Genomic DNA, 14,185 nt, shown 5'->3' on the forward strand with positions numbered 1-14,185 from the left:
GTCAGGCCGCCCCGAGGGGCAGCAGGGCGTCGTCGGCCCAGGTCAGGCCCACGGGCTCGTCCTCGGCGAACCGCCGTCCGCCGTCGGCGGGGCTGGCGAGCAGCTCGGTGCCGTCCTCCGTGCGCAGCCGGTACTCGTAGCGCTCGCCCGCGAACCCGACGGACAGCACGGTCGCGGGCGCGGCGTCGCCATCCGCCTCGACGACCCGCACGTGCTCGGGCCGCAGCGCGACGGTGGCCCCGGCGAACCCGGACCCGGCGAGCCGCACCGGCCGCCCCAGCACCGTCGGCCCGCCGTCGCCGTCGTGCACCGGAAGGAGGTTGGCGGCGCCGACGAAGTCGGCGGCGAACCGGGTGCGCGGCGTGCGGTACAGCTCCTCGGGGGTGCCGAGCTGCTCCAGGTCGCCGTGCGCGAGCAGCGCGACCCGGTCGGACAGCGCGAGCGCCTCGGCCTGGTCGTGCGTGACGAACACGGTGGTGGTGCCGACCTCGCGCTGCAGCTCGCGCAGCTCGTGCCGCATCTGGCGGCGCAGCTTGGCGTCGAGGTTGGACAGCGGCTCGTCGAGCAGCAGCACGCGCGGCCGGGTGACCAGCGCGCGGGCGATGGCGACGCGCTGCTGCTGGCCGCCGGAGAGCTGCTGCGGGTAGCGGTCGGCGAAGTCCGCGAGGTCGACCAGCCTCAGGGCGTCGCGCACGCGCTCGTCCCGCTCGGCCTTCGCCACGCGGCGCGTGCGCAGCCCGTACTCCAGGTTGCGCCGCACCGTCATGTGCGGGAACAGCGCGTAGCTCTGGAAGACGAGCCCCGTCTCGCGGCGGTTGGGCGCCACGTCGGTGACGTCCTCCCCGTCGATCAGGACCGTCCCCGTGGTCGGTGTGACGAACCCGGCGAGCACGGACAGCAGCGTGGACTTGCCGCAGCCCGACGGGCCGAGCACGGACAGGAACTCGCCCGCCTCGATGGTCAGCTCGTCGAGCTCCAGCACGGGTTCGCCGCCGTACCCGACGCTGAGCCCGCGGATCTCCACGCGGCCCTGTGTGGCGGTCATCAGCCGAAGATCTCCTGCCAGCGCGCCTGCAGGTCGGGCAGCTGCGGGGTGATGGTCTCGTAGTCGACCCAGACGAAGTCGTCGTACGCGCCCTGGCCGCTGGTGATCTGCCCGTCGAACTGCGCGGGGTACTCGTTCTGGTCGTTGGAGGCGGCGTACCAGGTGCCCTCGGAGAACACGGGCTGGTACTCGCTGGAGGCCACGTAGTCGAGGAACGTGTACGCCAGCTCCTCCTGCTCGGTGCCCTCGGTGACGAACAGGGAGGTCAGGGCGCCCACGGAGCCCGACGCCGGGTAGGCGAACCCGATGGGCTCGCCCGCGTTCTGCTGCACGAACGCGCGGCCGTCCCAGTGCGCCGCGACCCACGCGTCGCCGTTGGAGAGCGCGGTCTCGACGCTGGTGCCGTCGGCGGGGAACGTCGAGGCGCAGTCCTTGAGGGTCTCGAGCTGCTCGAACGCGGCGTCGACGTCGTCCGGGTCGGTGATGGAGCCGCCGGCCTCGTTGATCAGGCCCGCGAGGAACTCGACGCCCGTGTTGAAGGTCAGGGGCGATACGGCGACGTGGCCGCAGTAGGCCGGGTCGAGCAGGTCGGACCAGTCGGTCGGCGGCTCGTCCACCTTGTCGGTGCGGTACGCGATGCCCGTGGAGCCCACGGTCAGGGGCAGGCCGTACTGGGTGCCGCCCACGTTGCTCTGCTCGGCGAGCACCTCGTTGAGCTGGTCGAACTGCTCGATCTGCGCGGTGTCGAGCTCGGCGACGACGCCGGCGGAGACGGCGCTCGGGATGACGTTGGGCGTGAACGCGACGACGTCGTACGCGGGCGTGCCGCCCTTGGTGGAGCGCAGGGCGGTGAGCCAGTCGGCGGGGCCGCCGGGCACCAGCTCGACGGTGGCGCCCGTCTCCTCCTCGAACGGCTCGACGAAGGCCTTGGCGAACGACTCGCCCCAGGACCCGGCGTACACCGCGACCTTGAGGGTCTCGCCGGACCCGTCGCCGGACGCGTCGTCGCCCCCGGCCGAGCAGGCGGCGAGCGCGCCGGTCAGCGTGAGGGCCGTGGTCACGGCGAGCGTGCGGGTCAGGGGCCGGGTGGTCCGGCGCGTGGAGCGGGAGGTCATCGTTGTCTCGTTCCTTCGGGGTGGTGGGGCGGCAGGCGGTGGTCCCAGGCGTAGTGCCGTTCCAGGACCTGGCCGAGCCGCAGGAGGAGCCCCTCGCCGCCCTGGGGCGCGACGAGCTGGGTGCCGAGCGGCAGGCCGTCGTCGTCCAGGTGGGTGGGCAGGGTCAGGGCGGGCGTGCCGAGCACGCTCGGGACGGTGGTGAACGCGAGCGTGCGCTCGTAGACGACCGACTCGCGCGACGGCGCCTGCCGGGTGAGCTCGTCCAGGACGACGCCGTTCGCGGGCACGCGCGTCGCCGTCGTCGGGGTCAGGACGACGTCGGCGGCGCCGAACAGCGACTCGGTGACGGTGCGGGCCAGGGCGCGCATCCGGACGGCGCCGCGCACGTAGCCCGCCGCGCCGAGCGCGTCCGCCTGGTCCATGACCCGCCGGATGTACGGCTGCAGGCGCTCGGGGTGGTCCAGCGGCGTCTGCTGCAGCCATGCCGGGATGACGACGCCCGGGTACAGGTCCATGAGCTCGGCACCGCCCTCGTGGGCGTCGAGCGCGACGACCGTGTGCCCGTGGCCGCGGAGCACGTCGGCGACGTCCTCCACCGCGGCGACGCACGCGGCGTCGACGTGGATGCGCGGGTCCCAGGAGTGCGTGAGCAGGCCGACCCGCAGCAGGCGGGGCGCGTCGTCGAGCGTCGCGAGGAAGTCGGGTGCGGCCGGGCCGCGCGACCACGCGAGCGGGTCGGGTGCGGCCAGGTGCGTCACGACGGCGGCGGTGTCGCGCACGGTGCGGGTCACCACGCCCTCGGTGGCGCCGCCCTCCCAGCCCTGCACGCGCTGGGGGAGCAGGCCGCGGCCGGGCTTGAGACCCACCAGGCCGCAGAACGCCGCCGGGACGCGCAGCGAGCCGCCGCCGTCGCTCGCCAGGGCGACCGGGACGATCCCGGCGGCCACGGCCGCGGCGGACCCGCCGCTCGACCCGCCGGGGGAGCGGTCCAGGTCCCACGGGTTGTGCGTGACGCCGGAGCGCGGGCTCTCGCACGACGTCGTCATGGCGAGCTCCGGCGTGGCCGCGCGCCCGAGCTGCACGAACCCGGCGGCGAGCGCAGCCGCGGGCAGCAGGTCGGTGGTGGTCGCGGGGGTGTCGTCGATCGCGAGGGAGCCGCGGGTCCAGGGCTGGCCGGCGACGGCGAAGGTGTCCTTGATCGTGATCGGCACGCCGGCGAACGGCGGCAGGTCGGCGCCGGCGGCCAGCGCCCGGTCCACGGCGTCCGCGGCGGCGAGCGTGGCGGCGTCGTCCCGCCAGACGAGCGACCGCACGGCCGGGTCGACGGCGTCCGCCCGGGCGAGGGCGCGCTCGGCGACGGAGCGCGCGCTCTCGCGGCCGGTGCGGACCCGGTCGGCCGTGTCCACCACACCCATATGTGATGGAAGATTCATGATCACGGGTAGACGTTAACCACGGCGAGCCGATCGCTCCAAGCCGATGTCCCCGCCGTCCGCCTGATGAGACTAAGGTGCGAGTGGCGGATATACATCTGGATGATAAGAGCCCGGGATCTTCCGGGCAGGCCGCGAACCAGCCACCGAACGAGCAACGAGGGGCGATGACGACCACAGGACCCGCCGCCGCCGGGACCACCCCGGCCACGCCGACCGACCTGATCGCCTCGGTGCGCGGGGTGTCCGGCCCGGCGCTCGCCGAGCAGCTCACCGAGTGGATCGAGCAGGGCGTGCTGGCACCCGGCACCCGGCTGCCCACCATCGAGGAGGTCGCCCACGCCTCCGGGCTGGGCCGCTCCACCGTGGCCGGCACCTGGTCGCTGCTGGTCGACCGCGGCCTGGTGACCACGCGCCGCCGCGGCGGCACCATCGTGTCCGGCCCGACGGGCGCGCCCACCTGGCCGCGCGCGGGCGAGGCGCCGGTGTTCGCCGGCTGGTCCTCCGTGGACCTCTCCTCGGCGCACCCCACGACCGACCGGCTGCCCGACCTGCTGGAGGCCTTTGCGCACAGCCTGCGCGAGCCCCAGACCAACTCCCTGCGCCGCGAGGCGATCACCCCGGCCCTGCTCGACGCCGTGCGCCAGGACTGGCCGTTCGACGCCGCCGAGTGGGTCACCGTCAGCGGCGCCGGCGAGGCCACGCTGCTCACCGCCGAGGCCGCCACCGCGCCCGGCGGCCTGATCGCCGTCCAGGAGCCCGCCGTCTCCGGGACCATCGGCAACCTGCGCTCCGTCGGCTTCGAGGTGGTCGGCGTCGCCTCCGACGCGGCCGGCCCGCTGCCCGACGCGTTGGAGCGCGCGCTCGCCGCGGGCGCCCGGACGTTCGTCTACCAGCCCGGCGGGGAGTTCTCCCTGGAGGGCGGCGTCACCACGGCGCGCCTGGCCGAGCTTGCCGCAGTCCTGACCGAGCACACCCCCGACGCGTGGGTGCTGGAGGAGGACGTGCTCGGGCCGCTGGCCCCCGTGCGCCCGCCGAGCCTCGGCGAGCTCCTGCCCGGGCGCGTCGTGCGGATCACCTCGTTCTGCCGCGCGTTCGGCCTGGACCTGCGCACCACCGTCGTCGGCGGCGCCCGCGACGTGGTGCTCGGCGTCCGGCGCCTGCGCAGCCACGGCATCCTCGCGCAGAGCCGCATCCTGCAGAACGCGCTCGCCTACCTGCTGGCCACGCCCAGTGTCGGCACCCTCGTGGCCGACTCCGGCCGCTGGTACGCCGACCGCGGCCGCGACCTCGCGCGGGCGCTCGCGGCCCGCGACGTGCGCACGGCGACGCCGCCGGGCGGCCTGGTCGTGTGGCTGCGCGCCGAGAACGAGGACGAGGCCCTCGTGGAGCTCGGCGCGCGCGGCATCGTGCTGACGCCGTCGTCACGCACGTTCGTCACGCCGCCGCGCCCCGCGTGGCTACGCGTGGCCACGCCCCAGATCCCGGCCGACCCGGAGCGGGTCGAGGAGCTGGCCGAGGCCCTGGCGGGCGCCGCACGGGGTGCGCTGCTCGCCGGGTGAAGTGCCTTCCGAAATCCGGTCGTTCCCGGCAGACTCTGGGCCGTGGGCCCGACGACGGGAGACAGGGCGACGGTGCACGCCGCGACACCCGAGGCGACACCGGATTCCGACGCGCCCTCGGTGGCGGCCGACCCGCAGAGCCCGCGGTCCAAGGAGCTGCTGGCGCTGGTGCGCCGGCGCGGCCGCATCGAGGTCAGCGAGTCCGCGCGCATGCTCGCCGTCTCGCAGGAGACCGTGCGTCGTGAGCTGCGCAAGCTGGAGGCGCAGGGCCTGATCCGGCGCAGCTACGGGCTGGCGTTCCCGGTGGAGACCAGCTCGTTCGAGACGGCGCTGTCGCAGCGCTGGCAGAGCTTCCCGGAGGAGAAGGCGCGGATCGCCGCCGAGGTCGCCCGGCGCCTGGGGGAGGCGCGCACCATCTTCGTGGACGAGGGCTTCCAGCCGCTGCTCGCGGCGCGGGCCCTGCCGCAGGACCGCGAGCTGACCGTGGTCACGTCCTCTCTGCCGGTAGCCACCGAGCTGTCGGCGCGGCCGAACGTGCAGGTGATCATCATCGGCGGCCGGGTGCGCGGCAAGACCCTGGGCGTGGTGGACGGCGCCGCCGTGGACATGCTGCGCACGTTCCGCCTCGACCTCGGACTGATCGGCGCGAACGGCGTGACCGTCGAGGACGGCCTGACGACGCCCGACCCCGTCGTCGCGAGCGTCAAGGCCGCCGCGATCGAGGTGAGCCGGCGCCGGATCTTCATCGGGGCGCACCACAAGTTCGGCGTCACGAGCTTCGTGCGGTTCGCCGGCCTGGACGACTTCGAGGCGATGATCACCGGCACGCAGCTCGGCGCGGCCCGGGCCCGCGCGTTCCACGCGGCCGGCGCGGAGATCGTCCAGGTCTGATTCCTCGGGCTGCTGCCCGTCCCGGAGCGACCGCGGCCTGACCGATCGGTCCCCTGCGCTCAGCAGTTGGTGCCCGGTGCGGGATGCGGTTTCCGGCCGCCGCGCAGGGCGGAAACCCGCCAGAACCCGGCCCTGCGCGTGGCCTGGCGGGCCCGGACGCGCCCCGGGGTACCCCGTCGTCGGGCACCCGGAAGCGGCAGGTCTGTGCGATTCCACAGACCCCGTGAACGTTTCCGGACGGGCTCGTTGACCCCCCTGACGGCCCGGCCCACGATGTGCACCTCACGACGACGTGACCAGACGTGACCAGAAGGGTCGAAGCAATGAAGCTCACGAGAACTGCGCGCCGTCAGGCCGCGCCCGCCGGCATCGCGGCCGTGGCGCTCGCACTGACGCTGACCGCCTGCGCCGGGGCGGGGGGCGGCGGGAACAGCGGCGCCGCCGGGTCCGACGGCGGCCCGGTCGAGCTCACGCTCGCCACCGTCAACAACCCCCAGATGAAGGACATGGAGGAGCTCAAGTCCGCCTTCGAGGAGGACCACCCGGACATCACGGTGAACTTCATCCAGATGGAGGAGAACGACCTCCGGGATGCCGTCACCAAGGACGTCGCCACCGACGGCGGGCAGTACGACATCGTCACGGTCGGCTCCTACGAGGTGCCGATCTGGGCGCAGAACGGCTGGCTCACGGACCTGAGCGGCGACCTGGAGTCCGACGCGGACTACGACGTCGACGACCTGTTCGAGCCCGTCAAGAACGCCCTGACGGTCGACGACTCCCTGTACGCCGTCCCGTTCTACGGTGAGTCCTCGATGCTCATGTACAACAAGGAGCTGCTCGACGAGGCGGGCGTGACCATGCCCGAGCACCCGACCTGGCAGGAGGTCGCCGACATCGCCCGCGAGGTGAACTCGGACGACGTCGACGGAATCTGCCTGCGCGGCAAGCCCGGCTGGGGCGAGGTCTTCGCGCCCCTGACCACGGTGGTGAACACGTTCGGCGGTGCCTGGTACGACGCCGAGTGGAACGCGCAGGTGGACCAGCCCGAGTTCGAGGAGGCCGTCCAGTTCTACGTGGACCTGGTCGCGGACGCCGGCGAGGCCGACCCGGTCTCGACCGGGTTCACCGAGTGCCTGAACAACGTCAGCCAGGGCCGCTCCGCGATGTGGGTGGACGCCACCGTCGCCGCCGGCCTGCTGGAGGACCCCGAGTCGTCGCAGGTCGCGGGCAAGATGGGCTACGCGCACGCGCCCGTCGTCGAGACCGAGGAGTCCGGCTGGCTCTGGTCGTGGAACCTCGCGATCCCCGAGACCACGCAGAACCGCGACGCCGCGGTCGAGTTCGTGAAGTGGGCCACCAGCAAGGAGTACCACCAGCTCGTCGGCACGGAGCTCGGCTGGAGCCGGGTGCCCCCGGGCGCCCGCAACTCCACGTACGAGATCCCCGAGTACGAGGAGGCCGCGGCCGCGTTCGCGCCCATCACGCGGGACATCATGCTCGCCGTGGACCCGGAGCAGCCGGGTGTGGCGCCGCAGTCGTGGACCGGCATCCAGTACGTGACCATCCCGGAGTTCCAGGACCTCGGCAACCAGGTCTCGCAGGACCTCGCCGACGTCTTCGCCGGCCGCAGCGAGCTGGGCCCCGTGCTCGACCGCGCCCAGGACCTCGCCCAGGACGCGGGCGACGCCCAGAAGTAGCCGGAACCGGGTGCGGGGAGCGAGAGCTCCCCGCACCCAGCCCCGCCGTCGTGCGGGGCCTGGTGCCCAGGAGGGCCAGAAATGACCGCACTCATGACCAGCCCGACCCGGCGGCGGCCCTCGGGCGCCGCGCCGGCCGGGGACTCGGGGCGCCGAGGCCGCCTGGCCGTCTCACGCGCCCTGCTGTGGCCCGCGCTGGCCACCTCGATCGTGCTCACCCAGATCCCGTTCCTGCTGACCATCTACTACTCGCTGCAGAGCTGGAACATGCTGCGCCCCGGCGACCGCGGGTTCGCGGGCCTGGACAACTACGTGAGCGTCCTGCGCGACGGCTCGTTCCTGTCCTCGCTGGGCGCGACCGTCGCCGTGACCGGCAGCGCCGTGGTGGCCTCCACGCTGCTCGGCATGCTGTTCGCCGTGCTGCTCGACCGGAAGTTCGTGGGCCGCGGCGTGGCCCGCACCCTGATGATCACGCCGTTCCTGGTCATGCCCGCCGCCGCGGCCTTGATCTGGAAGTGGTCGATCCTCGACGCCGCCACCGGCATGGCCAACTGGGGCCTCGGGCTGGTGGGCCTGCCGCCCGTCGCGTGGAACACCGAGCTGCCGATGCTCACCATCATCCTGGTGCTGACCTGGCAGTACACGCCGTTCGTCATGCTCATCCTGCTGGCCGGGCTGCAGGCCCAGGACAAGGACGTGCTGGAGGCCGCCGCCGTCGACGGCGCCGGCGCGCTGCGCACGTTCGGCGAGATTACGCTGCCGCACCTGCGGCAGTACGTCGAGATCGCCGTGCTGCTCGCCTCGATCATGCTGCTGCAGGTCTTCGACCCGATCGCCATCATGACCCGCGGCACCGGCGGCACCAAGACGCTGTCCTACCTGCTCTACGAGCGGGCGTTCGTGGGCCTGGAGGTCGGCGAGGCCGCCGCGTACGGCGTGATGACCGTGCTCGTCACCATCGTCGTCGCCTCCGTCGCCCTGCGGACCCTGTTCAAGGTCTTCTCCAAGGAAGGGATCGACCGATGACCTCCTCGCGCCTGAGAGGGGCCCTGATCACCGCGGTCACGTGGGTGCTCGTGCTCATGTTCTTCTTCCCCGTGGCCTGGATGGTGTTCACCGCGTTCAAGCCCGAGCACCAGGCCGCGACGTCGCCGCCCACGTTCGCGCCCGACCTCACGCTCGACCGGTTCGGCGCCGTCTTCGACCGCGACATGCTGCCGTACCTGATCAACTCGTTCAGCGCGAGCCTCGGGTCCACGCTCCTCGTGCTCGCCCTGGCGATCCCCGCCGCCTACGCCCTGAGCATCCGGCCCGTGACCAACGTGCGCGACGCCCTGTTCTTCTTCATCTCGACCCGCTTCATGCCGGTGGCGGCCTCGATCATCCCCGTCTACCTGCTGTTGCAGTCCGTCGGCGGGCTCGACAACATCACCTGGCTGACCATCCTCTACGTGGGTGTCAACCTGCCCATCGCCGTCTGGATGATGCGCTCGTTCCTCGCCGAGGTGCCGCGCGAGGTCATCGAGGCCGCCCAGCTCGACGGCGCCCGCCTCGGCACCGAGATCTTCCGCGTGGTGCTGCCCATCGTGCTGCCCGGCGTCGCCGCAGCCGGCCTGATCTGCTTCATCTTCGCGTGGAACGAGTTCTTCCTCGCCAACCTGCTCACCGCCCAGGTGGCCCGGCCCACCCCGCCGTTCCTGACCAGCTTCGTGGACGGCCGCGGCCAGTTCCTCGCCGTCCTGTCCGCCGCCGCCACCGTCGCCATCGTGCCCGTGGTGCTCGCCGGCTGGATCGCGCAGAAGCAGCTCGTCCGCGGCCTCGCGATGGGAGCGATCAAGTGACGATGCTCGACCTCGCCGCCCCGCCGTACGACCGCACCGGCATCCGCGTCGGCATCGTGCACCTCGGCGTCGGCGGGTTCCACCGCGCGCACCAGGCGCTCGCGGTCGACGAGCTGCTGCGCCGCGGCGAGGCCCGCGACTGGGGCATCTGCGGTGTGGGCCTGCTGCCCGGCGACGCGGCGATGCGCGACGCCCTGCTGCCGCAGGACGGCCTGTACACGCTGGTGACCAAGCACGCCGACGGCGACCTCGACGCCCGGGTGGTCGGCAGCATCGTGGAGTACCTGTTCGCGCCCGACGACCCGGAGGCCGTGCTGGAGCGCATGGCCCACCCGGACACCCGCATCGTGTCGCTCACCATCACCGAGGGCGGCTACAACTTCAACCAGGTCACCGGCGCGTTCGACGCGAGCGCGCCCGACGTCGTCGCCGACGCCCGGCCCGGGGCCGTCCCGGCCACCGTGTTCGGTTACGTGGTCGAGGCCCTGGCCCGGCGCAGGGCGCGCGGCCTGCCGCCGTTCACCGTGATGTCCTGCGACAACGTGCAGGGCAACGGCGAGATGGCGCGCGCCGTCTTCGCGGCCTTCGCCGGGCTGCGCGACCCGGAGCTGGGCCGGTGGGTGCACGACGCCGTCGCGTTCCCCAGCTCGATGGTCGACCGCATCACGCCCGTCACCACCGAGGCGGACCGGGCCCTGGTGGCCGAGCGGTTCGGCGTCCAGGACCGCTGGCCCGTGGTGGCCGAGCCGTTCTTCCAGTGGGTGCTGGAGGACCGGTTCCCGCTCGGCCGGCCGCCGCTGGAGGACGCGGGCGTGCAGCTCGTCGCCGACGTCGAGCCGTACGAGCTGATGAAGCTGCGGCTCCTGAACGCCAGCCACCAGGCCATGGCGTACTTCGGCCGCCTGGCCGGGTACGAGTACGCCCACGAGGCGATGGCCGACCCGGACCTGGCGCGGTTCGTGCGCGGGTTCATGGACCGTGAGGCGACGCCGACCCTGGCGCCGGTGCCCGGCGTCGACCTGGAGGAGTACAAGGCGACGCTGATCGAGCGGTTCGGCAACCCCGCCGTCCGCGACACGCTTGCCCGGCTCGGCGCCGAGACGTCGGACCGCATCCCCAAGTTCCTCGTGCCGCTGGTGCGCGAGCAGCTCCGCACAGGCGGCGAGGTCACGCTGTCGGCGGCGGTCGTGGCGAGCTGGGCGCGGTACGCCGAGGGGGTCGACGAGCGGGGCGAGCCGATCGAGGTGGTCGACCGGCTCGCGGACCGGCTGGTCCCGCTGGCCCGGTCCCAGCGCGCCGACCCGCTGGCGTTCCTGCGCGCCCCCGCATTGTTCGGCTCGCTCGTCCAGGAGCCGCGCTTCGTCGAGCCGTACCTCGACGCGCTCGACTCCCTGCACCGGGCGGGGGCGCGCGCGACGCTGGCCGGGCTATGACTTTCGTCAGGGGTGCTCCGGCAACCTGACCGATGTGCCGGGGCCGCGGTGCTCCATAGCGTGCGGCACATGGAGAAGACACCCCTGACCAGGCATCTCGCCGCCGCGCTGCTCACGCTCGGCCTCGCGGCGGCGGGCGCCGGCCCCGCCGCCGCGGCATCCGTGGCATCCGCAGCCGGACCCACCCCCGAGGCGATCGACGCCTACCTCGTCGACCTCCACGAGGCCTCGGGGGTGCCCGGCCTGTCCGCCGTGGTGACGCACGGCGACCGGGTGGTCCACGCCGCCGGGTACGGCCACGACTCCACCGGCGCCCCGGTCACCGCGCAGACCCCGATGCGGATCGCGTCCGTCAGCAAGTCGTTCACCGCCATGGCCGTGCTGGTCCTGGCGGAGGACGGCGCGATCGACCTCGACGCCCCGGTCACCCGCCAGCTCCCCGAGCTGGAGCTGGCCGACCCCCGCGTCGACGAGATCACCGTCCGGCAGCTCCTCGACCAGACCTCCGGGTTCTCCGACACCACGGTCGACGTCGCCGACCTCGCCGAGGCCACGTCCCGGACCGACTACGTCGCCCGCCTGCACGACGACGCCCTGGCCACCGACCCCGGCACGGCCTACCACTACTGCAACGTGAACTTCGACGTCGCCGCCCGCCTCGTCGAGGTGGCCTCGGGGCAGCCGTTCGGCGACTTCCTGGCCGAGCGGGTGCTCCAGCCGCTCGGCATGACGGGCACCGCCACCCGCGACGACGTCGTGCGGCCCGCCGACGGCTACACCTCGCTGTTCGGCGCGTGGGTGCCGCGCCAGGAGCCCGCGTGGTTCGACGACACCGGCAGCGCCGGCGTCATCACCACCGCCGACGACCTGGGGCGCTGGCTGATCGCCCAGACCGGGAACGGTCCCCGGCTCGTCGCGCCCGCCACGCTCGACGCCGCCCACACGCCGTCCGCCGTCGGCCCCTACGGCCTGGGCTGGCACACCGAGGACGACGGCACCGCCTGGCACTCCGGCTTCGTCATGACCTACCGCGCCGTCGAGTGGATCGACCCGGCGACCGGGTACGGCATCGCCGTCATGACCAACGGCGCCGGCCTCACCGATGTGACCCGCACCGCCCTGGACGGGCTCGTCGCGCTGACCCGCGGCGAGACCCCCGACGCCGCTGATGGCACGCGCACCGCCGACCTGGTGCTCGGCGCCCTGCTGCTCGCCTCCGCCGCGCTCGGCGTCGTGGGCGTCCGGCGCGCACCGCGCTGGGCCACCCGGCAGGCGGGCCGCGCGCGGTGGCGTACCGGGCTCCGGCTGGCCTGGCTCCTGCTCCCCGCCCTGCTGCTCGCGTACCTGCCGGCGCTCGCGGGCGCCCTCAGCGGCGGCCGGACGTTCCCGTGGTCCTCGCTGGCCTACTTCGCGCTGCCGGTGGTGCTGACGCTGCTGGTCGCGGCGCTGGCGGGCCTCGGCGTGCTGGGGGTGCGGATCGGGCACCTGGCCCGACGCCGCCCGGTAGGGTCGCCGACGTGACCGACCGCCGCCCGCACCGCGCCGACGTGGCCGGCGGCATCGGTCTGGCGGCCCTGGTCCTGCTGGCGCTCCTGAACAGCGTCGGCGCCGACGACCTCCCGCTCTGGCGCCAGCTCGTGTTCCCGGTGCTCGCCTCGCTCGCGTACCTGCACGGCCGGCGCCTGCGGGCCCGCGGCGCCAAGTGGGTGCTGGCCGGCGCGGCGGTGCTGACCGCGGCGCTGCTGCTGGTGGATTTCGGCACGGCCGCCACGGGTGCGATGCTGCTGGCCCTGTTCGTGGTCGCGCCGTGGCTGGCCGGCCGCAACCGGCGGCAGCAGGCCGAGCTCGCCCGGCTGGTCGCCCGGAGCGCCCGCGCCGAGGAGCGGACCCGGATCGCGACCGAGCTGCACGACCTCGTCGGTCACGACCTCGCGCTCATCGCGGTGCGCGCCGGCGCCCTGGAGGTCTCCCCGGGCCTGGCGCCCGCCGACCGCGCCGGGGACCGTGCGGCGGTCGCCGGGATCCGCGAGACCGCCGTGGAGGCCACCGACCGGCTGCGCGCCGTGCTGGGCGCGCTCCGGGACGGCGCGGACGGCGGCCCGCTCGCGCCGCCGGACGAGACGATCGCGGCCCTGGTCACGCGGGCGGCGTCGGCCGGGCTGGACGTGCGGCTGGAGGGCGGGCCGGAGGCGCCGTCGGCGGGGAGCCTGGCCGAGCAGGCCGCGCACCGGGTGGTGCAGGAGGCCCTGACCAACGCGGCCCGGCACGCGCCGGGCGCGGCGGTGACCGTCCGCGTGCTCCGGGAGGACGGGACGGTCCAGGTCGAGGTGGCGAACGACGGCGGTGCCGCGCAGCCGGTCCCGGCGAGCCGCGGTAGCGGCCTCCTCGGTCTCGCCGAGCGCGTGCGGGTCGTGGGCGGCACGTTCGCCGCCGGTCCCACGGGCGAGGGCTTCGCCGTGCGCGCCCGCATCCCGGCCGCGGGGGAGGAGTCGTGATCAGGGTCCTGCTGGCCGACGACGACGCCATGCTGCGGGTCGGCGTCGCGGCGATCCTCGGCAGCGACCCGGAGATCGAGGTCGTCGCCGAGGCCGGGGACGGCGCGGAGGCGGTCGAGCTCGCCCGGCTGCACCGCCCCGACGTCGTGCTGCTGGACATCCGGATGCCCACGATGGACGGGCTCGACGCGGCCGCCGAGCTCCGGCGCGCCGTCCCGGAGGTCGCGGTGGTGGTGCTGACCACGTTCGACGAGGACGACTACGTCACGCGCGCGATGGACGAGGGCGCGGTCGGGTTCCTGCTCAAGGCCGCCGACCCGCGCGAGCTGATCATCGCCGTGCGCGCGGTGGCCGGGGGAGCGGCGTACCTGTCCCCGCGCATCGCGCACCGGATGATCACGCGGTTCCGCACGGGGCAGCCCGCCCGGCGGCGCACGGCAGCCGAGCGGGTGGGCGTGCTGACCCCGCGCGAGACCGAGGTGCTCGGCCTGGTCGGCCAGGGACTGGCCAACCAGGCCGTCGCGACGCGCCTGCACCTGTCCGAGGGGACGGTCAAGGCGCACGTGAGCGCGATCCTGACGCGGCTCGGGGTCCGCAACCGGGTGCAGGCGGCGATCCTCGCCCACGAGGCGGGGCTCGTCGAGGACGGCTGAGCGCTCCGTCAGGCCTT

12 protein-coding genes are annotated in these 14,185 nt (G+C 74.1%); 9 read left to right on the plus strand and 3 right to left on the minus strand.

Going from position 1 to position 14,185, the window contains the following annotated elements; genetic code table 11:
- Window position 1: 1 nt before the first annotated feature.
- The 3 genes from H291_RS0110035 to H291_RS0110045 are packed head-to-tail and all read right to left on the minus strand — an operon-like array spanning window position 2 to window position 3,593.
- Window positions 2–1,045, minus strand: coding sequence for an ABC transporter ATP-binding protein (locus H291_RS0110035; protein ID WP_020014862.1), 1,044 nt, complete (start codon window positions 1,043–1,045; stop codon window positions 2–4).
- The gene (locus H291_RS0110040; protein ID WP_020014863.1) at window positions 1,045–2,160 is read right to left on the minus strand and encodes an ABC transporter substrate-binding protein; all 1,116 of its coding nucleotides are present in this window, start codon (window positions 2,158–2,160) and stop codon (window positions 1,045–1,047) included. Before H291_RS0110040 ends, H291_RS0110035 begins: the two co-directional genes overlap by 1 nt.
- Window positions 2,157–3,593 carry an amidase gene (locus tag H291_RS0110045; protein ID WP_232216061.1) on the minus strand — a complete coding sequence of 479 codons (1,437 nt, stop codon included), beginning with the start codon at window positions 3,591–3,593 and terminating at the stop codon, window positions 2,157–2,159. Before H291_RS0110045 ends, H291_RS0110040 begins: the two co-directional genes overlap by 4 nt.
- Before the next feature lie 167 nt (window positions 3,594–3,760).
- On the opposite strand from H291_RS0110045, the gene H291_RS29430 reads away from it, so the two are divergent.
- From H291_RS29430 to H291_RS0110090, 9 genes are all read left to right on the plus strand, one after another.
- Entirely contained in the window at window positions 3,761–5,155 is a 1,395-nt protein-coding gene (locus tag H291_RS29430; protein WP_020014865.1) for an aminotransferase class I/II-fold pyridoxal phosphate-dependent enzyme, read from the plus strand.
- Between the two features lie 42 nt (window positions 5,156–5,197).
- Complete coding sequence (locus tag H291_RS0110055; protein ID WP_084467894.1) at window positions 5,198–6,046, plus strand: DeoR/GlpR family DNA-binding transcription regulator; 849 nt, start codon at window positions 5,198–5,200, stop codon at window positions 6,044–6,046.
- A 323-nt stretch (window positions 6,047–6,369) separates the two neighbouring features.
- Entirely contained in the window at window positions 6,370–7,746 is a 1,377-nt protein-coding gene (locus H291_RS0110060; protein WP_020014867.1) for an ABC transporter substrate-binding protein, read from the plus strand.
- Window positions 7,747–7,827: 81 nt separating this feature from the next.
- Window positions 7,828–8,772 (plus strand): carbohydrate ABC transporter permease, encoded by a 945-nt coding sequence (locus tag H291_RS0110065; protein ID WP_020014868.1) that lies wholly within the window; start codon window positions 7,828–7,830, stop codon window positions 8,770–8,772.
- Complete coding sequence (locus H291_RS0110070; protein ID WP_020014869.1) at window positions 8,769–9,587, plus strand: carbohydrate ABC transporter permease; 819 nt, start codon at window positions 8,769–8,771, stop codon at window positions 9,585–9,587. The genes H291_RS0110065 and H291_RS0110070 overlap by 4 nt, the downstream gene beginning before the upstream one ends.
- 2 nt (window positions 9,588–9,589) lie before the next feature.
- Complete coding sequence (locus tag H291_RS0110075) at window positions 9,590–11,020, plus strand: mannitol dehydrogenase family protein (RefSeq protein ID WP_033325867.1); 1,431 nt, start codon at window positions 9,590–9,592, stop codon at window positions 11,018–11,020.
- Window positions 11,021–11,089: 69 nt separating this feature from the next.
- Complete coding sequence (locus H291_RS29435) at window positions 11,090–12,541, plus strand: serine hydrolase domain-containing protein (RefSeq protein WP_020014871.1); 1,452 nt, start codon at window positions 11,090–11,092, stop codon at window positions 12,539–12,541.
- Window positions 12,538–13,515 carry a sensor histidine kinase gene (locus tag H291_RS0110085; RefSeq protein ID WP_020014872.1) on the plus strand — a complete coding sequence of 326 codons (978 nt, stop codon included), beginning with the start codon at window positions 12,538–12,540 and terminating at the stop codon, window positions 13,513–13,515. Before H291_RS29435 ends, H291_RS0110085 begins: the two co-directional genes overlap by 4 nt.
- Entirely contained in the window at window positions 13,512–14,168 is a 657-nt protein-coding gene (locus tag H291_RS0110090) for a response regulator (protein ID WP_020014873.1), read from the plus strand. Before H291_RS0110085 ends, H291_RS0110090 begins: the two co-directional genes overlap by 4 nt.
- Window positions 14,169–14,185: the final 17 nt, after the last annotated feature.

It is taken from the genome of Promicromonospora sukumoe 327MFSha3.1 (assembly GCF_000385135.1).
Lineage (GTDB): Bacteria > Actinomycetota > Actinomycetes > Actinomycetales > Cellulomonadaceae > Promicromonospora > Promicromonospora sukumoe_B.

What these genes read in the sequence shown, in the direction of transcription:
- H291_RS0110075 (WP_033325867.1), top strand. Translation starts at nt 9,590, where the DNA reads ATGCTCGACCTCGCCGCCCCGCCGTACGACCGCACCGGCATCCGCGTC.
- H291_RS0110035 (WP_020014862.1), bottom strand. Translation starts at nt 1,045, where the DNA reads ATGACCGCCACACAGGGCCGCGTGGAGATCCGCGGGCTCAGCGTCGGG.
- H291_RS29430 (WP_020014865.1), top strand. Translation starts at nt 3,761, where the DNA reads ATGACGACCACAGGACCCGCCGCCGCCGGGACCACCCCGGCCACGCCG.
- H291_RS0110065 (WP_020014868.1), top strand. Translation starts at nt 7,828, where the DNA reads ATGACCGCACTCATGACCAGCCCGACCCGGCGGCGGCCCTCGGGCGCC.
- H291_RS0110060 (WP_020014867.1), top strand. Translation starts at nt 6,370, where the DNA reads ATGAAGCTCACGAGAACTGCGCGCCGTCAGGCCGCGCCCGCCGGCATC.
- H291_RS0110040 (WP_020014863.1), bottom strand. Translation starts at nt 2,160, where the DNA reads ATGACCTCCCGCTCCACGCGCCGGACCACCCGGCCCCTGACCCGCACG.
- H291_RS29435 (WP_020014871.1), top strand. Translation starts at nt 11,090, where the DNA reads ATGGAGAAGACACCCCTGACCAGGCATCTCGCCGCCGCGCTGCTCACG.
- H291_RS0110045 (WP_232216061.1), bottom strand. Translation starts at nt 3,593, where the DNA reads ATGAATCTTCCATCACATATGGGTGTGGTGGACACGGCCGACCGGGTC.
- H291_RS0110070 (WP_020014869.1), top strand. Translation starts at nt 8,769, where the DNA reads ATGACCTCCTCGCGCCTGAGAGGGGCCCTGATCACCGCGGTCACGTGG.